We start from the raw sequence: 20633 nt of genomic DNA on the forward strand, positions 1-20633 counted from the left end.
TCATCGATCCCCACCGCGTTTTTTACTCTTCTTTGCACCTTTTTACACCTGAAAAACTTCTGTACAGAAATCACCCACTCTGTTTATTGCGGAATATGTCAGCCTGTTAATTAGCACTTTTGGTTAAAATACGCACAGCTATCTGGACGGCTAAATGCCGTTATAAGAAAACACACGGCACGAGCGTTTAGCGGATAAGAAAAGCCTTTAGCTTAATTAAATATAAGTAATTCATATAAATAGCAATGATGTCGCTCATTAAACCAGCGCCCAGTGCTGAACTTTGAGATGGTTCACAAAGTTCCCCGAAATACACAAAATCTTACACAATATTTCTTTTTGTTACTGCTTTAAGACATTTGTAGCACTTTCAGGGTAGCGAAACGTTGTTATGTTTGGAAAGATGCCTTTCAGACACAGAAAGACACCAAACTCTCATCGATAGTTCCGTAAATTTTTTTTGACGGAATTTATTGGCGGCAGTGGCAGGTGTTCAAAAAAACCAATGAGGGTAATAAATAATGATGAAGCGCAATATTCTGGCAGTGGTTATCCCTGCTCTGCTGGCAGCCGGTGCAGCTAACGCTGCAGAAATCTACAACAAAGACGGCAACAAAGTAGACATCTACGGTAAAGCTGTAGGTCTGCACTACTTCTCTAAAGACAACGGTGCCAACAGCTACGGCGGCAACGGCGACCAGACTTATGCACGTCTGGGCTTCAAAGGCGAAACCAAAATCAACGACCAACTGACCGGTTACGGCCAGTGGGAGTACAACTTCCAGGGTAACAACTCTGAAGGTGGTACCGATGCTCAAAGCGGTAACAAAACTCGTCTGGCATTTGCTGGTCTGAAATTCGGCGATTTCGGTTCTTTCGACTATGGTCGTAACTACGGTCTGGTATACGATGCAATCGGTGTAACCGATATGCTGCCAGAGTTTGGTGGTGATACCGCGAACAGCGATAACTTCTTCTCCAGCCGTAACGGCGGTCTGGCGACTTACCGTAACCACAACTTCTTCGGCCTGGTTGATGGTCTGAACTTCGGCGTTCAGTACCTGGGTAAAAACGAGCGTGCTACATCACTGACAGATTCTGCAGATGACATTACTCGTTCCAACGGCGACGGCTGGGCGACTTCTGTAAGCTATGACTTTGAAGGTTTTGGTATCGTTGGTGCATACGGCGCAGCGGATCGTACCAATACTCAGCAAGCTCTGACAACCTACGGTACAACAGGCGAGAAAGCTGAGCAGTGGGCAACCGGTATCAAATACGATGCTAACAACATCTACCTGGCGGCACTGTACGGTGAAACTCGCAACGCGACCCGTCTGAAAACAACTCTGCCTGGAGACACCGCTAAGTCTAACGGTTACCTGAACAAAACTCAGGACTTCTCCGTCGTTGCACAGTACCAGTTCGACTTCGGTCTGCGTCCGTCCATCGCTTACTACAAATCTAAAGCGAAAGATGTTGAAGGTATCGGTAGCGAAGATTACATCAACTATGTTGAAGTTGGTGCAACCTACTACTTCAACAAAAACATGTCTACCTATGTTGACTACATCATCAACCAGATTGATAAAGACAACAAACTGGGTGTAGGTTCTGACGACACCGTAGCAGTGGGTATCGTTTACCAGTTCTAATCAGTCACCCTCGACTGTTATATGCATATCAAACAGGGCCTTTGGCCCTGTTTTTTTATGCCTGCAAGATAAATCACGATGAGTTTTGAAAAGCATCGCGCTTTTTATCGCAAACGGTTGGCAATTCCTGTGTCAGCCGTTAACCTGATAGCGGATCTCCCTTCTGTCATCAAAATGGAACCTCGTCATGTTTGAGAATATAACCGCCGCCCCTGCCGACCCCATTCTGGGTCTGGCCGATCTGTTTCGCGCCGATGAACGCCCCAATAAAATCAACTTAGGCATCGGTGTCTATAAAGATGAAACCGGCAAGACCCCGGTGCTGACCAGCGTTAAAAAAGCCGAGCTTTATCTGCTGGAAAATGAAACCACCAAGAACTATCTCGGTATCGACGGTATTCCTGAGTTTGGCCGTTGCACTCAGGAACTGCTGTTCGGCAAAGGCAGCGCGATTATCAATGACAAACGTGCGCGCACCGCGCAAACGCCTGGCGGTACGGGGGGCCTGCGTGTGGCGGCGGATTTCCTAGCCAAAAACACCTCTGCAAAACGAGTTTGGGTGAGCAACCCGAGCTGGCCGAACCACAAAGGCGTGTTTAATTCAGCCGGTCTGGAAGTGTGTGAGTACGCTTACTACGACGCGCAAAACCATGCGCTGGACTTCGACGGTTTGCTGGCAAGCCTGAATAACGCCCAGGCTGGCGACGTGGTGCTGTTCCACGGCTGCTGCCATAACCCGACAGGTATCGATCCAACGCTGGAACAGTGGGAAACACTGGCGAAACTGTCCGTTGAAAAAGGCTGGCTGCCGCTGTTCGACTTCGCTTACCAGGGCTTTGCTCGAGGTCTCGAAGAAGATGCTGAAGGATTACGCGCGTTTGCTGCGCTGCATAAAGAGCTGCTGGTTGCCAGTTCGTTCTCGAAAAACTTTGGTCTGTACAATGAACGCGTCGGTGCCTGCACATTGGTGAGCGCGGACGCGGAAAGCGCCGATCGCGCATTCAGCCAGATGAAAGCCGTTATTCGTGCCAACTACTCTAACCCGCCAGCGCACGGCGCTTCCGTGGTTGCAACCATTCTCAGTAACGAGGCTCTGCGTGCCATTTGGGAGCAAGAGTTAACGGACATGCGTCAGCGCATTCAGCGTATGCGCCTGCTGTTTGTTAACACCTTGCAGGAGAAAGGGGCTAACCGCGATTTCAGCTTTATCACCAAACAGAACGGTATGTTCTCATTCAGCGGCCTGACCAAAGAGCAGGTGCTGCGCTTGCGTGAAGAGTTTGGTATCTACGCGGTTGCTTCAGGACGCATTAACGTCGCAGGCATGACGCCGGATAATATGTCACCACTGTGCGAAGCTATCGTTGCCGTACTGTAAGTTACGGCAGTAACAAAAAGGGTCGCCGAAGCGACCCTTTTTTATTTACCAGACCGGTAATTCATCTTGCAGGAACGGATTGTGCAACCGCTCATTGCCCAGCGTAGACATCGGGCCATGTCCGGGAAGGAAAGTAACATCATCGCCCAGTGGCAACAATTTGCGCTTGATGGAATCAATCAATTGCCCATGGTTGCCTTTCGGGAAATCGCTGCGCCCCACGCCGCCTTTAAAAATCACGTCGCCGGAAATCAGCAAGCGGGATTGTGCGTCGAAAAACACAATGTGCCCCGGCGTATGACCGGGACAGTGCAATACCTGCAGCGTTATTTTCCCCACCGTTACGCTGTCGCCTTCACTTAACCAACGATCGGGCGTCAGCGGCTGACACTCCTCCAGACCAAACATCCGGCTTTGTGCCGGCAGGCCTTGCAGCCAGAACTCGTCTTCTTTTTCCGGGCCGATAATCGGCACACCATAATGCTGTGCCAGTTCGGCTGCCGCGCCAACATGATCAAGGTGACCATGTGTAAGCAGGATCTGCGTGAGGGTCATGCCAGAAGCGTCCACTTCCTGAATAATCCGTTCGGCGTCACCACCGGGATCGACCACGGCGGCAAGTTGGGTCTGCTCACACCAGATAAGCGAACAATTCTGGGAGAACGCGGTAACCGGAATAATACGATAGTTCATACTGCTCCTGTAGCTCAGCCTGAGTTTTACCAGTGCCTTACCGGCCCGGTATCAATATGCACAAAGTTGCTGCTGGGGTAGTATCCTACACCACCTGCACGCAGAGATAACGCGGCTTTGCGAATATTACTCAGCGAAATCCCTTCAATATGGAAATCCATAGCCTGACCTTTGGTGTGATAGCTCTGTTTCGCCACACCGCGGCTGTGCGCGCGTAGTTCATTGTTGGTATCAACAGAACGGTAACCGGAGATCAGTTGCACCGGCTTGCGTGTTCCCAGCAGCCCTTGCAAACGGAAAAGATGGTCGAACAAACGAGGATCGATGGTTTTAATTTTATTCGCGCGGTAATCACGGAAAAAATGATTAAGTTTTGCTAATTCATCCTGAATATAGCCCCTGCCATCGAAGAACTCAGCTTTAATAGATTCACCGGTATTAAGATTGCTCAGCGTCAAAATACGCGGTCGTGGCGTGGAAAGGGTGGCAAAAGCCGGTGTTGGTAAGATGGCAGCACCGAGTGCGACCCCACCCAACGCCAGCAGTTTGCGGCGATTAGCGTCAAATTTATCCATGATAATAAATTCTACAGATAAGCAATGTTGAACAAAATTTATGCACTCTTATAGCGCACGAGAGGCACCTTACCGGGCTACAAACACCACGTCAAGGCTGCCTCATCCCAGTAAATACGGGCTCTGTAGCCTCCAGAGCCCATTTTCTACCAGTTATTACGACAACACGCTGACTGAAACTGCTTCATTTATCTGATTAATTGTTCAGCTTTCGATAAGATTTGTGCACCCGATCGCGCCGTCAGATCATAATTGTAAATATCTGTGCGATACTGCGTCCGCCCGTCAGCACCGACAAAGGCAGTCAGGTAATAGAGATTGACCGGGATATCATGACGAATATTGACATAACGCGTATCTCCCTGTTTTAGCGCATCCGAAATCCGCGTGTCGTTCCATCCCGCATCCTGCAACAGCATATTAGCGAGCTCAGAGGCTTTGTTGACGCGTACGCAGCCCGAGCTCAATGCCCGCGCCTCTTTCTGGAACAGATTGTGGTTCGGCGTGTCATGCAGATAGATAGCATCCGAGCTCGGCATATTGAACTTATAGCGTCCCAGCGAATTCTGTGCACCGGGAGCCTGCTGGAAACGGAACGGTAAGTTCGCGGGCGTTATGGTCGCCCAGTCAACCATATACGGGTCAATCGCTTCCTTACTATTCCATCCTCGCAATACGGTGTAGCCGTGGCGCTCAAGGTAAGTCGGATCGTTCCATACCTTCGGTAGAATATCCTTACGCGCCAGCGTTGGCGGCACGTTCCACGGCGGGTTAACCACCACGTTGTTCAGCGCGCTGCTCATCATCGGCGTTTTGCGGTCCGGGCGGCCCACGATCACCCGTGAGGCCAGCACCTGGTTACCGTTGAGGTAATAAACCAGCGAATATTCAGGAATATTGACCATAATGCCGGTCGAAAGTGTACCCGGCAGCAAACGCAAGCGCTGGATATTCAGCGCCAGCAATCCGGCACGCTGTGAAGGGCTCACGTTCAGCCAGTCACGCGTGCCCTGACCAATCACGCCATCCGCATGCAACCCTTGCCATGACTGGAAGCGTTTGACCGCTTCCACCAGCTGTCGGTCATATGCCGCGCGCGTCTGCGACGCTTTTTTCACGTGCTGAGCTGAAGGGCTGACAGCGACGTTATCACCAGGTAAGGCAATATTTGGTCCGCCATCCAGCATACCGGTGCGCTGCAGGATCTCACGCAGCGCCGGAATATCATTGCTCCACTGCCCCGGACGCAACGTTACCGTACTGGTGATTTGCGGCCACGGGCGCGAATCCCCCACCAGCGCCAATAGTGACTGGTGCATAGCAGCATACTGCGGGTGATGCGGTGCCAGATGATCGATAAAACCAGTCAGAGATCCATTGTCCAGCGCCAGTTGCCACTGGTTAATGACCGAAATGGCAGGCGTTGCGAGTGCATAAGGTTTGTCGCTATAAAGCCAGCGCTGCCCCTTTGACTGAATCCCCGAAACAAAGTGCAAATAACCCAGCATCGCGTCAGACAACACGACATCGCGCGCCATGCCGGAAACAGCCGGATCGGTCAGTAATTCAACCCAGGTAGTGAATTGTGGCTGAAACCCTGCAATCGCCACTTCAGCCAGTTGCTGCTGAAACGCCTGTACCGCGTCGCGGTTATCCCACATCGGTTTCTGCCCACGCGCAGCATACAACGCAGCGAGCTGATCCATATAGACCGGCGTCCAGTTGGCAGGTAATTGTGACTGAAGTTGTGTGCGCACATCGGCAACGGAAACGCCGGACGGGAAAGATTTAACGCCGATCAACATCGCCGTCGCAGGCGACTGTTCTTGCGGCTGCGGCAGCACAGTTGGCTGCTCACCTGGCGTCGCCGAGCTATCCACAGGCACGATTTCAGGCTCATCGGCCTGCACAGTAAACAGTGGAGCGAATGCGAATGCCAGGCATAAACTCAGCGCCGACATTCGACGACCATACGACTTCTTAAGCAACATCCCTTGCCCCCTGTTTCTCTTACATTGCTCGTGACGAATTCGTCACCTTTCTCTCAGTATATAAAGACAAAAAAGCATTTGCCTTACCTAATGTAAAGAAGTTTAAAGATTAAACGCGGGCTGGCAATAGCTTTCCGCAAACAAAAAGGGCGACATTGCTGTCGCCCTTTCGCATGAGGCTGATTTACGATGCATCCGCCGTGCCGGGAAGCGTTTCCGGCAGTTGCGCGGCAAAACCACGCAGACCGACAACATGCACATGCTCATGATTTTGCACGACTTTACGAACCAGCTTGTAGGTGGTGCCTTTTTCCGGGCTGATATTTTCCGGTGCCGCGATAATGAGCTGCATTTCCAGACGTTCGCACAGCTCAAACAGCGTAGCGATAGAGCGGGCGTCCAGACGCGCAGCTTCATCAAGGAACAGCAAGCGGCATGGGGAGATATCCTTGCCGCGCAGGCGACGCGCTTCATCTTCCCAACTTTGTACCACCATCACCAGAATCGACATCCCGGTACCAATCGCTTCACCGGTCGATAGCGCACCGGATTCCGCACGCAGCCAGCCATCGGAGCCACGGTTAACTTCCACTTCCATCTCAAGATAGTTACGGTAGTCCAGCAACTCTTCGCCGATGGTTTGCGGCGTGCGCTGCCCCATATCGATTTGCGGGTTCAGACGCTGATACAGTTTTGCCAGCGCCTCCGAGAAAGTCAGGCGGCTGCTGTTAAACAGATCCTGATGCTGCTCGTGCTGTTCAGAAAGCACCGTCAACAATGTGGCATGGGTTTCCCGCACATTCACATTCAGGCGCACGCTGTTCACCTGGCCGAAAGAGACGCTTTGCAGCCCCTGGTTCAGCATACGGATACGGTTCTGCTCGCGCTGAATGGTTTTGCGAATAATATTCGCCACACTGCGCGAGCTGATCGCCAGCTTCTGTTCACGGGACGTCAACTCTTCCGTCAGGCGGCTAAGCTCGATCTCCATCTGTTCGATGGCTTCAACCGGATCATCGGTACGAATAATATCCTGGCGGATACGCTCACGCAGATGCTGGTACACCGCGACAAAGAACTGGATTTTGCGCTCAGGGCGTTTCGGATCTTCCGAGAGACGCAGCACATCGCGTAAATGTTCGTTATCCGCAACTGCCGGACGCAGAGCACCGAGCGCCTTATCCGACATCGAGCGTAATTCATCGGCAGAAAGGTAGGCCAGCTCGCGGCGGTGCAGACGGCGTTCAACACCGCTGTCTTTCACCATGCGCATCACCGCGCACCATCCTGCTTTCGCGGTAACCACCTGTTCACGCATTTCATGGTAATCGCGTTCCAGACGGCGCAATTTACGCGTCAGGTTATCCATCTCCGCTTCGCAGAAGGTGATGGCTTTTTCCAGCTGGTTACGGCGTGCGCGGTTGCCGGAGAGCTGCGCATGCAGCTCGTCACGACGGATACGCGCCCGCTCTTCTGCGCCGCTGTCGGCGCGAACGCCAATATCCTGCAGCTCTTTTTGCAGATCGTTGAGCAACTCTTTTTTGGTATCGAACGAACTCTTCAGCGAAGCCAGTACCTGGTTGTACTGGCTGTATTGCGCGGCATGGCTACGCATCGCTTCACGCGCTTTGGTGCGTTCCGCTTCTGCCTGTTCCAGGCGCTGGCGCAGTTTTTCGTTGAGATCGTTATTACCGTTAAACATTTCAGCGGCATCGGAGTAGCTGAAGTGCGCACGGCGCTGTACCACTTCCGCCAGGGCGAAAGCTTGTTGGCGGGCATCACGCTGTACCTGCTGCGAGGTGGCGTAATCCGCTTTTAACTGTTCAAACTGCTCCGGATCGCTTTGCAGTACGGAAACAACCGGTTCAAGTTTCGCCAGTTGGTTGCCAAACTGTTGGATAAACCGCGCCGCTTCCTGCGCTTCATCCAGACGCTCCTGAATTTCATCCACGCGATCGGCAAGGGTATCGTCAGCCAGCAAATTGATGCGCGGCAGCAAGCGGTTAAGCTGGGCAACGCCCTCTTTCGCCTGTTCAAACTGCACGCGGTTTTGCTGGTTGTCATTTTCATGGTTGCTGATTGCGCGCTCCAGCTCGCCACGGCGGCTGCTGAGCGTGCGAATTTCCGCTTCCGGATCGTCCTCAAATGCCACCGCCAGGTGGCTACCGATAAAGCGGCTGAATGCCTGATGCAGGCGCTGCGTTTTCTGCACATCAAAAGAGAGCGTGGCAAAACGCTCCGCCAGCGCTTCACGCTCTGCATGCAGGCTTTCGATACGGCTTTCACGCGCCGCGCGGCCAAACAGCGGCAGCGTCGGGAAGCGTGAATAACGCCACTGGCGATCGGCGATTTTCACCACAACCGCTTTTTCCAGCTCATCAACACTAAACACGCTGTCATCGAAGGATTGCGGGTCCCCTTCGATCAGATAGAGATCTTCCGGGCAGTCTTCCAGACCTTCCAGCATTTCGGCGACCTGCGACAGATCCGGCACCACAATCGCATGACGCGATGGCCCGTATAGCGCGGAGTAATACGGCGCATCGTCAATGCTGACATCGTCATAGATTTCCGACAGCAGTACACCGCCAAAACGCTCCGCCAGCGCACTGAGACGGCCATCTTCGGCACCGCCAGGCTGGCTTAAACGTTCGATTTCATCATCGACAGCACGTTTACGCGCGCCCACTTCATCGCGCTCAACGATGGCTTCACGCTCACGCTCAAGCAGTTGTTGCAGATACTCTGTCACGTCCTGCCCGGACTCGAACTGCTCACCGCTTTGCTCACACAGTTGCGTCAGATTGCTCTGCGCCGCCAGCCATACCGGCGCACGTTTGGTCAGCGATTGAATACGAGACTGTAACTGTTCCAGTTCCTGACGCATCGCCATGCGCTGCTCACCAGCGGCGGAAACGTTGTCAGAGAGGGCGGCGATTTGCGCTTCCAGTTCCTGGTGCAGCGTTTCAAGATCTTCTGCGTCATACTGTTTGCCCTGACGCTTGCAGAACTCAGCCAGCAAACGCTCGGCATCCTGCTGCTCACGCAGACGCTGTTCCAGTTCATTCAGGCGCATACGCAGCGGCTGCACCTGCTCGGCCAGATGGCGTTGATTAACGCCATCACGCAGCAGCTCGCGCGCCACATCCCAGGCTTCGTTACGCGCCAGTGGGCCATTGATCGCAGCTACTAATTGGTACGCCTGCTCAAACTGACTATGCGCGGTTTGCGCCACGCTTAATTTCTGATCCAGCGACAGCAGTTTTTCCGTCGCTTCCTGCTCTTTCGCCTGGAAAGTTTCCAGCCATTCGTCGGCGCTTTCCGGCGTCAAATCCGGCAGCTGACACAGCTCTTTCGCGCGCTGCAACGCCTGCAATGCCTGGTTGTACTGAATGGCGCGAGTTTGCTGGACATCCAGCGCTTGCTGGTAATCGGCAAGCTGGCTTTTCAGTTCATCTACTTCAAGCTCGGCGGCTTCGGCGCGGGCCTCGTTCTCTTCCTGACGCTCGGCGGCTTCGGCAACCACTTCATGCTGCTCTTCAAGACGAACTTGCAGTTCGTCGAGATCCGCTTCGTAGCGCTCGATTTTTTCCTGCTGGCGCAGCGCGGTTTGCACCAGATTCAGGTGATCGCTGGCAGCCTGGTAGTCGGCCTCCAGGTCCCCTTCCGCACCGCTATGTTCGGAGAGTTCGCGCGCCATATCGACATGCTTATATTGCTCTGCCGCCAGTTGCTGGCGCGAGGTAAACAGATCGCGACGAAACTCGAGCGCTTTGTCCAGATGCACCCGCCGTTCGTTGGCGTGGCGCATATAGTCTGCCGCCACATAATTGGTGGCTTCGCTGATAAGATGCTTAAACAGGTCGCGATCCGACTGAGTCACGCGAATCGCTTCCAGCGTCATGCGGTTTTCACGCAGTGCCGCTTCCATATCCTGGAACGCTTTGCGCACGCCGCTGTTTTCCGGCAGCAAATAGTCGCGCAGCGAACGCGTAATGGCGCTGGAGATCCCGCCGTACAGCGAGGCTTCAATGAGGCGATAGAACTTGCTGCGATCGGAGGCCGAACGCAAACGACGCGCGACAATCCCTAAGTCAAACATTAGCGCGTGGTAATCGGTGATGGAGTTGAACTGCTTGAACTGCACCCCTTCCATCGTATCCAGCTTGTCTTTCACTTCTTGCAGTGAAAGTACGCGCGCCTGCCGCTCATTCAGCGTTTCCGTCAGCAGCTGCGTCGGCAGCATCGAGGTCGGCAAGCCCTGAATAGCAAACGGTTTGATATCCACTTTGCGATCGCGACCCGCGACCTGTTGCAAACGCACCCCCACCAGCACGCGCTGATGGCGCGAGTTGATGACATCCAGCACCGAATAACAGACACCGGCTTTCAACTTACCGTGCAGGCCTTTATCACGAGACCCTGAGGTCGCGCCCGCTTCGGTGGTGTTACGGAAGTGCAGCAGCGTCAAATCCGGGATCAATGCCGTAACAAAAGCGGCCATTGTGGTCGATTTGCCGGCACCGTTGCCCCCGGAGAGCGTCGTCACCAGCTCATCAAGGTCAAACGTACGGGCAAAAAAGCCGTTCCAGTTAATCAGCGTCAGCGAACGAAATTTACCGCGATCAATCATTACTCTTCCTCCGAGCTATCCGGCTGATTATCTTCAGGCTCATCATTGAGCTGCAGATGGTTTTCGACAGGCATCGCTTCACCGTCGCGGATCATGCGCAGCTGCGCTTCACGCGCATCATCGCCCGAACGCACATCGGCGCCAAAGCGGAATACGGATTCAGTGATACGAAACTTGCTGCTGTCGTTACCCATAAACCAGATCATGCCGAGACGGCGCAGGCGGTTCAGCGAGGAGCGCACCTTTTCCTGCAGTTTTTGTCGGTCAAGATCGGAACCGGTAGAACGGTTATTTACCAGCTTCAGCAACTTCGCTTCATCCGCCAGCGACATCAGCTCGTCGTACAGTTCTTGTTGGGTGAAGATCCCTTCATTCGCCAGACGTTCCGGGCTGAGGTAGAGATAGCAAAGAATTTTGCCCACCATCATATCCAGCTCGGAGAGCACCGAACGCGGGATAAGCGTGGTGGAGCGCGGACGCAGATAGAAAAACCCCTCCGGTGCGCGGATCAGCTCAACGTTATAGCGCGCGTAAAACTCTTCCAGATACTCCTGGAAATCCATTAAAAATGCGTGATTGTCCAGCTCGTCGAGGCCGATATGTCGCCCTGAGCGCAATGCGCTGTCCAGTGCCGGAAACAGAGAGTTAGCCAACGCCTGTGCCAGTTTAACCGGCATCACTTGTTCAATATTTGTCGATGACATGCGCCTGTACCTTGGCTCCGTAATCATTAATCGGCTGCCACTTCGGCGGCAGTCCGGTGAAATCTGCTTGCGCTACGCCAAGACGTACCGCCTGATCAACCACGATGCGCGCAATGTCGAAATGACGAACGCGCGGATATTGCGCCAGATACTCGCGCGCCACCAGGCCGAGATCCAGCGGTACACCTTTGGTCTTATATATTGCCAGTTGCTGCTCAATAAGCGCCGCCAGTTGCTCGCGGATTTCGTTAAATTCTTCGTACTCCAGATCCGGCGGCAACTCACCTGTGACTTCTTCATCACGCAGCGCCATCTCTTCATCACGCATGTCCAGCAGCCTGTCGGCGCTGGCGTAGGTTAACGCCCACGGCGCATCGAAATAGGATTGTACCGACTGACGCAAACGCTGAGCAAAGACGCGGTTCTTATCCATATCGATAGCGGTACGGATAAATTTGTGTACGTGGCGATCGTAACCAATCCACAGATCGATGGCCTGCTGACCCCAGCTCACAATACGATCCAGCTTACTTTGCAGGTTGAAGACCAGTTGATCGAGGAATTCAAGATCATCGCGCCCAAGGGTCGCATCCTGAATGCTCAACAGGTTAGTCTGCAACTTATCCCCGGCGGCATCGAGCGTATCCTGCAGTTCGCGTAACGTACCGGAGGTTTCAGACAGCAGCAATTCACAACTGGAGATGGCCGCACGCCAGTCTTTATTCAGCAGTTGTGCAATATCATCTTTGACTTGTTGCTGCTGTTCATCCATTAGGCGTTGAGTCAGATCGATGCTGTCAAAAATCTCCGCGACCGAGTATTTCAGCGGCGCATAAACATTGCGATGCCAGTGAAATTCGTCTCCGCCTTCCTGTGCCGCGTCTGCGGCGCGTTTTAACTCGCTGGCCACAATGGAAAGCTGCATAGAAAGACGCAGCGTGGAGAACTCGCGCTGGCGAATGTAGTAGTCAGTAATGCCAATGCCCAGCGGCGTCAGACGGTAGATGGCATTGCCCTCCACCAGCTCACTGGTAAAGCGATTTAACAAACGCTGGCGCACCAGGTCGTTAATGGCGTTATTGGCACGCTGGGCAATGGTTTCACTGGTTTGCTCAAACGCATCACTCACATGACGAAAGGCGTCTACCAGTTCACCTTCGTTCATTTCCCCATCCAGACGCTCGCCATTGAGCGTGGCGATGGCCAGCAAAAAAGAGAGCCTGTCGACCGGCAGCGAGATGGAGAAATCATTTTTCCTGGCCCAGGCAACCAGTTCGGGGACTGTCTGGGAAAATTCACTCATCGTTTGTCCTTTCATCGATTTGCGGCTTAAGCGCGGTCACGTGAATATAGCGGCCAAGGCTAATATAGGGTTCCTGGCGGCAATAGCGTGTTTCCAGTTCGAGTAGCGCGTCAAAGCAGTCATGCTGCTGATGTTTTTCGCGCAGATAATCGTGAAACACGCGCACACCCGTTTTGCCCGTTACCTGCCAGCCAATCTGTTCGAGCCAGCCATAAACATCCGCAGGAGCACGCGGAAAATCCGGGGAAAGGGTACGTTTTTTGCGCTTCGGCATACCGACTTTCACATAGTCAAAATTTCCTGCCACCATATTGTGCATCAGCAAGCCGTCGGCATTGTAAAACATTAATGACAACGCACCGCCGGGGCGCAGCACTGACCACAATATTTGCAGTACAGGAACCGGTTCTGCGACCCACTCCAGCACAGCATGGAACAATATCAGATCAACCGGCGATTCCAAATGCTGAGCAACGTCCTGAACGGCGCATTGTATAAAATGCATGTTACCGCTCACACCTTTCTCTTCGGCCGCCGCCTGAGCACGCGCGATCATCGCTTTCGACACATCACAGAGCGTGACATGATGGCCTAGCTGCGCCATGCGAATCGCCGTCTGGCCTTCCCCGCCACCAGCATCCAGCACGCGCAATGGCTCGTTGCCCATCCGGGTCAACAGGGCATCAAGATCCTGCCACAGAATCGCCTGACGCAGTTGACCTTTCGTCGTGCCGTAGATGTTGCGCGAGAACTTCTCGGCAATATCGTCGAAATTGCGATCCTTCATGGGTGCTCCACGCTCCTGGCAAAACCGCTATTTTGTCACAGCCGTGCCGATAATGAACCCATCTGGTGTAAGATCGGCGCAAAAGGCCTGCTATATGGTCAAAAAGGAGACGGAGACGGTGCTTTTTACCCTTAAAAAATACATCGGCGGCCTGATGCTGCCTCTGCCTTTTTTGCTTTTGCTGATCGGGCTGGGCATTGCTCTGATCTGGTTTAGCCGCTGGCAGAAAACCGGCAAAGTTCTTATCAGCGTCGGATGGCTGGTTTTATTGCTGTCGAGCATGCAGCCCGTAGCCGATCGCTTTTTACAACCGATCGAAGACACCTACCCCACCTGGCGCGGTACTCAACAGGTAAAATACATTGTGATTCTCGGCGGCGGTTATACCTGGAACGACGCGTGGGCGCCGAGTTCAAACCTGATTAATAACAGCCTGCCGCGCCTGACGGAGGGCATTCGTCTGTGGCAGGCCAACCCCGGTTCGAAAATCATTTTTACCGGTGCGGCGGCGCAAACCAACCCGGTCAGCACGGCGGAAGCGGGTGCGCGTGTCGCTGAAAGCCTGGGCGTACCGCGTAGCGCCATCATGACGCTGGATCAACCGAAAGATACCGAGCGGGAAGCGCTTGCGGTTAAACAGGCGATTGGTGATGCGCCTTTCCTGCTGGTGACCTCGGCGTCTCATCTGCCACGCGCCATGATTTTCTTCCAGCATGCTGGCCTGCATCCATTGCCCGCGCCGGCAAACCAGCTGGCAATTGCCTCTCCGCTTAATCCGTGGGAACGCATTATCCCCTCCCCGGTGTGGCTGATGCACAGCGACCGGGTGGGTTATGAAACGTTAGGGCGTCTCTGGCAGTGGTTGAAAGGCAGTTCAGACCAGCCAGGGGAGCAGTGATTTTGAGGCAAGATCGAAGTTAGCGCGGTTAAACCGTCCGGTATTCACCAACTGCGCCACTTCATCCCATAACAGGTAGAGCCAGCGCCGCCACAGAAAGGATTCCGCCACCGGCGCGCGCTGAAGATAATGCCAGAGCAATCCTTCTGCCTGCGCACCGTCCACCAGCCTGAACAGTTCATATTCGCGCGGCGCCCAGAGCATTATGCCAGGCCCAACCATTGCCAGTAACTGGTCGCTGCGGGCGTCTTTCAACATACTGCGCAGGTTAAAACTGCCATGCACCAGCACGCAGTTATCGTTAAAACCCTCAAACAACGCGGGTAGGCACTCGCGAGTACGAAACAGCACGCGCTTATCCTGCATCGTCAACCCGGTGTTGTGATACTGGTTGAGCGTGGTCCACAGCACTTCCACGCGCTGGCGATACCAGGAAGGCCAGATATTTTCCTGGGTACTGTCAACGGTGCCAACACAACCGTGGCTATCCTGGCGGTGCCAGAAAAGCAGCGCCTCAACGATTTGGTCTTTGAGTTGCTCCCAGCGCTCAGGGGTGCGCGCTGGCGCTTCAACCGGTACGCCGCGTAAGCGTTCGATGAGCAGTACATCCGGCCCCGGGTGCTCTTCGTGCGTCATGACGCCGTAAACAACCGGCATGCGAACAGCCCCGCCGCGCGCCAGCATTGATATCTTCCAGGCTAACTGGCGCGCAATGCCAGGGGTTGAAAAACTTCGTGCCAGCAGCGGCATCGGATTTCCCTGACTGTCATACAGCGACCAGAGTGCGGAATCCGGCTTTTCGCTGACGCACTCCATGCGACTCAGTTTTTCACCCAACAGATGACTCAGTTCAGCGCGCAGTTGTTCCATAGCAGATTGCCCTCACAAAGATGACTGCTTTTATAATGAGCGCCGATAGCACAGATGTCATCCAGATGAGATCAAAACAGCATGAGAATTTCGCCAGCAAGCGGCAAATCCCCTCCGAGTGGAGGGGATGGAAGGATTAACGCAACTCCTGACGGACGCGCGCCAAATCTTCAGGAGTATCCACACCGGTACCCGGCACCACACTGGCAACAGCAACGTGGATTTTCTCGCCGTACCAGAGCACACGCAGTTGCTCCAGCATCTCTATCTGCTCAAGCGGGCTGGTTTGCCAGCTGACATAACGGCGGATAAAACCGGCGCGATAGCCATAAATGCCGATATGACGCAGGAATGTATCGCCAATCGTCTCACGAGATTGTGCGAAACGATCGCGATCCCAGGGGATCGTGGCGCGGGAGAAGTAGAGCGCGTAACCTTCGGCGTCCATGACCACTTTCACCGCGTTCGGGTTGAATGCCTCTTCCGCACTGTGAATGGGTACCGCCAGCGTTGCCATTCCCACATCACGCGCGGCGAGGTTTTCTGCCACCTGGCGAATAATCGCTGGCGGGATCATGGGCTCGTCACCCTGCACATTGACGATGACGGTATCGTCACTGAAACCGCATTTTTCCACGACTTCAGCAAGGCGTTCCGTTCCGGACTGATGATCGGCGCGGGTCATACAGACTTCACCGCCAACCGCCTGTACTGCATGCATCACCTCTTCGTTGTCCGTCGCCACGATAATACGCTCAGCACCGGATTCACGAGCGCGCTCAAGCACATGCACCACCATGGGCTTACCGTTAATATCGACTAAAGGTTTGCCAGGCAAGCGTGTGGAAGCATAACGCGCGGGAATAATAACAACGAAACTCATGGCCGGCTCTCTTCGGCAGTTAATGAACGTGCTTCGGTTTCCAGTAATACCGGAATACCTTCCCGCACCGGATAGGCGAGGCTGTCGATTTTGCAGATTAACTCTTGTTTATCCTGGGTGTAATTCAGTTTGCCGTTACACACCGGGCAGGCAATAATTTCAAGTAAACGGTGATCCATCTTTCCTCCTGATACACCGATAATTAACGGTTTAAGCTTATCATATTCATTTCTTACGCCGCGTCTATTTCCAGCCCGGCGCGGCATGCGGCAAATAACCCCTCGGGCAATCGCGAGAACGTAATCCGCAGAGCTCCCTGCCAACGGGCAAACTCGGTAATGGCACCTAACAGCCCCTTTTCCAGCGAATGCCCGGGTTTAACGCCATCTTCCAGATACATCGCAATAATCTCCAGCATGCCCGCTTTACGGTGCATTTTTGCATCCATACGCCCCACCAGTCGCCCACGATGCAATAATGGCAACACAAAATAGCCAAATTGCCGTTTAGGGGCTGGGGTATAGCACTCCAGACGGTAGCTAAAATCGAACAGTTGCTCGGCTCGCTTACGATCCCATACCACCGGATCAAACGGTGAAAGCACCGCGCTGTGAGTAGCGGCAAGTTTGCCAGCCTGCGCCTGTTCAAGCTGCGGTAATAAAGAGGCATGCAGCCAGGCCGGACCAATGTTTTCGACATTGACGGGATAAATGGTGCCTGCGTCCTGCATCTTCTCCAGCACTAACGGTAATGCCACTTTCCGTAAGCGATAGTAATCCGCCAGCCACTGCGCACGAAACAGCCCTAAACTGCGGGCGCTGTTTTCCAGCATCTGATACTCCGCCGCATCCTGCGACAGCAGGTCGCGAGCATCATCCCAGTGCGGCACAACCCGCTGCGTTAAATCATAAACACGCTGGAAATTGCGACGTTCCACCACCATCACTTTTCCGGCCGTAAATAGCCCTTCCAGATGCCGCTTATGCGGCTTCCATTCCCACCAGCCGCTGGTACCTTTACGTGGATGTTCAAAATCAGCCGAACGCACCGGGCCATTTTGCTCAATATGTGCAATGAGCTGCTCAATTTCCGCCGCATGTTCCTGCATCCACGCTTCGCGATACTTCCAGCCCATTTGATCTGGTGCCAGCATGCGATGGCGCACCAGCGCAAAATCCTCGCGCGGCAGAAAGCAGGCTTCATGCGCCCAATACTCCATCAAATCACCGTTGCGTAGCGCATCATCAAGCCAGTGCTGGGGGTAGTGCCCAAGGCGGCTAAAAAGCACCAGATAAGGGCTGCGGGCAACAATATTAATGGTGTCAATTTGCAGCAGCGACATGCGCTGAATAGTGGAGAGAATATTGTCCGGTTTTGCCCGACGGGAAGGTTTACGTAATAGCCCCTGGGCTGCGAGGTGCAGATGACGAGCAGCAGTCAGAGAAAGTTGCGGCACGGACATGGGAGTTCCTGTTTAAGTAACAGGGCGCAGCCGATGCGACCACCGTCAGCGCGCCAGAGTGAACAATTCCTGCAGTAATTCTTGCGCCTGCTCGCCCTCAAGCTGCGCGTCTACAGGCAAATACCACCAGTTATCCTCAGCAAACGACCGACACTTAACTGCGTCTTTTTCGGTCATCACCAGTGTTTGCCCTGGTTTCACCAGTGGCTTAACATCATGCAGCGTTAACACCTGATGATCGGCAAGCGCCACCGTTTTTTGCAGCGTCGCTCCGCACTCGGTGAGAGTAGCAAAAAAACGCGGTGGATGACCGATCCCTGCCATCGCAACGATATTGAGCAGTGTGTGAACGTCACGGCGTTCGCCGGTAAGCATATTAACCGCCAGCCCAGGCCGCAAGCGCATTGGGATCTCTCCCGCTCTGGCTACACCGCCGTTAGTAATGATGGCATCCACACTTTTTAAACGCGACGCCCGCTCGCGCATCGGCCCTGCGGGCAACCACCAGCCATTACCAAAACGCCTGACGCCATCAACAACGACAATTTCCTTATCCCGCGCCAGCTTATAATGCTGCAAACCATCATCCGTAATGATCAGTTGTACCGGGTATAGCGCAAGGATCGCACTGACGGCGTCACTTCTGACGGGGGAAACCGCAACCGGCGCGCCAGTACGTTGATAAATCAGAACCGGTTCATCCCCCGCCTGGGCCGTAGAGGTTTCAGATGTCAGCACGAGCGGATAACGCTCCGCTTTACCGCCGTAACCACGCGACACCACACCAACACGGATGCCACGCTGCTGTAGTTGCTCCACCAACCAGATAACAACGGGCGTCTTACCGTTGCCTCCTGCCGTCAGATTGCCGACAACTACAACAGGAACGGGCGCACGCCACGATTTTTTTAAACCAATGCGGTAGGCGAAACGAATAGCACCGCTCACCAGGCCGTAGAGCCAGGAGAGCGGTAGCAACAGTAACCACAGGGGAGATTCACCCGACCAGATGCGTGCAATCATTCGCCAAACTGCATTTTGTGAAGTTGAGCATAGACACCACGTTGTTCCAGCAAATCCGCGTGGGTGCCGCGTTCAACGATACGTCCATCTTCCACCACCACAATTTCATCGGCCTGTTCGATGGTCGACAAACGGTGAGCAATAACCAGTGAGGTACGGTTCTTTTGCAGCTCGTTCAGTGCGGCCTGAATGGCACGTTCAGATTCGGTATCCAAGGCCGAGGTCGCTTCATCAAGAATGAGGATCGGGCTATCGCGCAGCAGCGCACGGGCAATCGCGATACGCTGGCGTTGACCGCCTGAAAGCAGCACGCCATTTTCCCCTATTATCGTATCCAGCCCCTCATCCATCTTATTGATAAAATCGTAGGCATAGGCCATTTTCGCTGCTTGCTCAATCTCTTCGCGGCTGTACTCTTCGGTACGTGCATAAGCAATGTTATTGGCAACCGTATCATTAAACAGATGTACGTTTTGCGATACCAACGCAACCTGGTCACGCAGCGAAGTGAGCTTATATTCGCGCAAGTCGTGGCCATCCATCAGGATTTGCCCTTCATCGACATCATAAAAACGCGTGATCAGGCTTGCCAGCGTCGACTTACCCGAACCGGAACGCCCCACCAGGGCGACGGTTTTGCCCGCCGGAATCGTCAGGTTGATATTGCGCAATGCTGGCGTTTCACGCCCCGGATAGGTGAAAGTCACGTTGCGAAACTCAATATCGCCACGCGCACGTTCAATCACACGCGTGCCTTCGTCTTTTTCTTGCTCGCTATCCAGAATCGCAAACAGTGTCTGGCAAGCCGCCATACCACGCTGGAACTGAGCATTGACGTTGGTCAGGGATTTCAATGGGCGCATAAGCGCGATCATTGATGAAAAGACAACGGTGATAGTACCCGCACTCAAGGTGGACATTACGCTTGGAAAACTGGCGGCATACAGCACAAACGCCAGCGCCAGTGACGCAATAAGCTGGATAACAGGATCGGAAATAGACGATGCCGAGACCATTTTCATGCCCTGTAAACGCATCTTATTGCTGACTTTATCAAAACGGCTGGTTTCGACTTCCTGGCCGCCAAACATCAGCACTTCTTTATGTCCTTTCAGCATCTGCTCCGCACTGGTGGTCACCTGGCCCATCGTGTTTTGCATATTTTTACTGATGTTGCGAAAGCGTTTGGAAACCACACGAATCGCTATCGAAACGATCGGCGCCAGCACAATCAGGATCAAAGAGAGCTGCCAGCTGTACCAGAACATCATGATAAACAGGCCAATGATCGAAGCCCCTTCACGCACGACGGTAATTAACGCGCCGGAGGAAGAAGAAGCAACCTGTTCAGAATCATAGGTAATACGCGAAAGTAAAGTACCGGTGGATTGCTTATCAAAGAATGAGACCGGCATGCCCATCATATGGCTAAACAGGCGACGACGCATGGTCATCACCACTTTTCCGGAAACCCAGGAAATGCAGTAACTGGAGATGTAGCTGGTGATACCACGCAGGATCATCAACCCAATAACCACCAGCGGCATCCACAGCAGCACAGAGCGGTCGGTTTTACCAAAACCATCATCCAGTAATGGTTTGAGCAGCGATAGCATAAAGGTATCGCTGGCTGCGTTGAGGATTAACGCTATCCCCGACACGATCAGACCCGCTTTGAAAGGCGCAATAGTTGGCCATAATCGGCGGAATGTCTGCCACGTGGAGAGATCTTTGTCGTTATGCATTCAAAAAACCAGCACTTGTTGAAATAGCCGCAT

The 20633-nt window shown here is 53.7% G+C and carries 16 protein-coding genes; 3 read left to right on the plus strand and 13 right to left on the minus strand.

What is annotated here, in order from left to right; genetic code table 11:
- Nucleotides 1-521 precede the first annotated feature (521 nt).
- Together ompF and C813_RS37735 are read left to right on the plus strand one after the other, a co-directional pair.
- Nucleotides 522-1655 (plus strand): porin OmpF, encoded by a 1134-nt coding sequence (ompF, locus tag C813_RS37730; protein WP_017456205.1) that lies wholly within the window; start codon nt 522-524, stop codon nt 1653-1655.
- Between the two features lie 187 nt (nt 1656-1842).
- Entirely contained in the window at nt 1843-3033 is a 1191-nt protein-coding gene (locus C813_RS37735; RefSeq protein ID WP_017456204.1) for an amino acid aminotransferase, read from the plus strand.
- 45 nt (nt 3034-3078) lie between these two features.
- On the opposite strand, the gene C813_RS37740 is transcribed toward C813_RS37735, so the two are convergent.
- The 7 genes from C813_RS37740 to cmoM form a co-directional block, all read right to left on the minus strand.
- Nucleotides 3079-3726, minus strand: a complete 648-nt coding sequence (locus tag C813_RS37740; RefSeq protein WP_017456203.1) for an MBL fold metallo-hydrolase — start codon at nt 3724-3726, stop codon at nt 3079-3081.
- 26 nt (nt 3727-3752) lie between these two features.
- On the minus strand, nt 3753-4301 hold the full coding sequence (locus tag C813_RS37745) for a YcbK family protein (RefSeq protein ID WP_017456202.1): 549 nt from the start codon (nt 4299-4301) through the stop codon (nt 3753-3755).
- A gap of 188 nt (nt 4302-4489) precedes the next feature.
- Nucleotides 4490-6292 (minus strand): L,D-transpeptidase, encoded by a 1803-nt coding sequence (ldtD, locus tag C813_RS37750; protein ID WP_017456201.1) that lies wholly within the window; start codon nt 6290-6292, stop codon nt 4490-4492.
- Nucleotides 6293-6476: 184 nt separating this feature from the next.
- Nucleotides 6477-10925 carry a chromosome partition protein MukB gene (gene mukB, locus C813_RS37755; protein WP_017456200.1) on the minus strand — a complete coding sequence of 1483 codons (4449 nt, stop codon included), beginning with the start codon at nt 10923-10925 and terminating at the stop codon, nt 6477-6479.
- Complete coding sequence (mukE, locus tag C813_RS37760; protein ID WP_017456199.1) at nt 10925-11629, minus strand: chromosome partition protein MukE; 705 nt, start codon at nt 11627-11629, stop codon at nt 10925-10927. The genes mukB and mukE overlap by 1 nt, the downstream gene beginning before the upstream one ends.
- On the minus strand, nt 11610-12932 hold the full coding sequence (mukF, locus tag C813_RS37765; protein ID WP_017456198.1) for a chromosome partition protein MukF: 1323 nt from the start codon (nt 12930-12932) through the stop codon (nt 11610-11612). Before mukF ends, mukE begins: the two co-directional genes overlap by 20 nt.
- Nucleotides 12925-13719, minus strand: a complete 795-nt coding sequence (cmoM, locus tag C813_RS37770; protein WP_017456197.1) for a tRNA uridine 5-oxyacetic acid(34) methyltransferase CmoM — start codon at nt 13717-13719, stop codon at nt 12925-12927. Before cmoM ends, mukF begins: the two co-directional genes overlap by 8 nt.
- Before the next feature lie 118 nt (nt 13720-13837).
- On the opposite strand from cmoM, the gene elyC reads away from it, so the two are divergent.
- Entirely contained in the window at nt 13838-14617 is a 780-nt protein-coding gene (gene elyC / locus C813_RS37775) for an envelope biogenesis factor ElyC (protein WP_025263670.1), read from the plus strand.
- Here elyC and C813_RS37780 read toward each other — a convergent pair.
- The 6 genes from C813_RS37780 to msbA all read right to left on the minus strand — a co-directional run bounded on the left by C813_RS37780 (nt 14594) and on the right by msbA (nt 20600).
- Nucleotides 14594-15487, minus strand: coding sequence for a YcbJ family phosphotransferase (locus C813_RS37780; protein WP_017456195.1), 894 nt, complete (start codon nt 15485-15487; stop codon nt 14594-14596). The genes elyC and C813_RS37780 overlap by 24 nt on opposite strands.
- 136 nt (nt 15488-15623) lie before the next feature.
- Entirely contained in the window at nt 15624-16370 is a 747-nt protein-coding gene (kdsB, locus tag C813_RS37785) for a 3-deoxy-manno-octulosonate cytidylyltransferase (RefSeq protein WP_017456194.1), read from the minus strand.
- A complete protein-coding gene (locus tag C813_RS37790) occupies nt 16367-16549 on the minus strand; it encodes a Trm112 family protein (RefSeq protein ID WP_017456193.1) in 183 nt (60 codons plus the stop codon). The genes kdsB and C813_RS37790 overlap by 4 nt, the downstream gene beginning before the upstream one ends.
- 53 nt (nt 16550-16602) lie before the next feature.
- Nucleotides 16603-17832 carry a winged helix-turn-helix domain-containing protein gene (locus C813_RS37795; RefSeq protein WP_017456192.1) on the minus strand — a complete coding sequence of 410 codons (1230 nt, stop codon included), beginning with the start codon at nt 17830-17832 and terminating at the stop codon, nt 16603-16605.
- Between the two features lie 45 nt (nt 17833-17877).
- Nucleotides 17878-18855, minus strand: a complete 978-nt coding sequence (gene lpxK, locus C813_RS37800) for a tetraacyldisaccharide 4'-kinase (protein WP_017456191.1) — start codon at nt 18853-18855, stop codon at nt 17878-17880.
- On the minus strand, nt 18852-20600 hold the full coding sequence (gene msbA / locus C813_RS37805; protein WP_017456190.1) for a lipid A ABC transporter ATP-binding protein/permease MsbA: 1749 nt from the start codon (nt 20598-20600) through the stop codon (nt 18852-18854). Before msbA ends, lpxK begins: the two co-directional genes overlap by 4 nt.
- Between the last annotated feature and the right edge of the window lie 33 nt (nt 20601-20633).

The sequence above is a fragment of the Kosakonia sacchari SP1 genome, from assembly GCF_000300455.3.
Classification (GTDB): Bacteria; Pseudomonadota; Gammaproteobacteria; order Enterobacterales; family Enterobacteriaceae; genus Kosakonia; species Kosakonia sacchari.

Coding starts and splice junctions, on each gene's coding strand:
- ldtD (WP_017456201.1), bottom strand. CDS start 6,292: ATGTTGCTTAAGAAGTCGTATGGTCGTCGAATGTCGGCGCTGAGTTTA.
- C813_RS37790 (WP_017456193.1), bottom strand. CDS start 16,549: ATGGATCACCGTTTACTTGAAATTATTGCCTGCCCGGTGTGTAACGGC.
- C813_RS37745 (WP_017456202.1), bottom strand. CDS start 4,301: ATGGATAAATTTGACGCTAATCGCCGCAAACTGCTGGCGTTGGGTGGG.
- C813_RS37735 (WP_017456204.1), top strand. CDS start 1,843: ATGTTTGAGAATATAACCGCCGCCCCTGCCGACCCCATTCTGGGTCTG.
- mukB (WP_017456200.1), bottom strand. CDS start 10,925: ATGATTGATCGCGGTAAATTTCGTTCGCTGACGCTGATTAACTGGAAC.
- msbA (WP_017456190.1), bottom strand. CDS start 20,600: ATGCATAACGACAAAGATCTCTCCACGTGGCAGACATTCCGCCGATTA.
- C813_RS37740 (WP_017456203.1), bottom strand. CDS start 3,726: ATGAACTATCGTATTATTCCGGTTACCGCGTTCTCCCAGAATTGTTCG.
- C813_RS37780 (WP_017456195.1), bottom strand. CDS start 15,487: ATGGAACAACTGCGCGCTGAACTGAGTCATCTGTTGGGTGAAAAACTG.
- mukE (WP_017456199.1), bottom strand. CDS start 11,629: ATGTCATCGACAAATATTGAACAAGTGATGCCGGTTAAACTGGCACAG.
- kdsB (WP_017456194.1), bottom strand. CDS start 16,370: ATGAGTTTCGTTGTTATTATTCCCGCGCGTTATGCTTCCACACGCTTG.
- C813_RS37795 (WP_017456192.1), bottom strand. CDS start 17,832: ATGTCCGTGCCGCAACTTTCTCTGACTGCTGCTCGTCATCTGCACCTC.
- ompF (WP_017456205.1), top strand. CDS start 522: ATGATGAAGCGCAATATTCTGGCAGTGGTTATCCCTGCTCTGCTGGCA.
- cmoM (WP_017456197.1), bottom strand. CDS start 13,719: ATGAAGGATCGCAATTTCGACGATATTGCCGAGAAGTTCTCGCGCAAC.
- mukF (WP_017456198.1), bottom strand. CDS start 12,932: ATGAGTGAATTTTCCCAGACAGTCCCCGAACTGGTTGCCTGGGCCAGG.
- lpxK (WP_017456191.1), bottom strand. CDS start 18,855: ATGATTGCACGCATCTGGTCGGGTGAATCTCCCCTGTGGTTACTGTTG.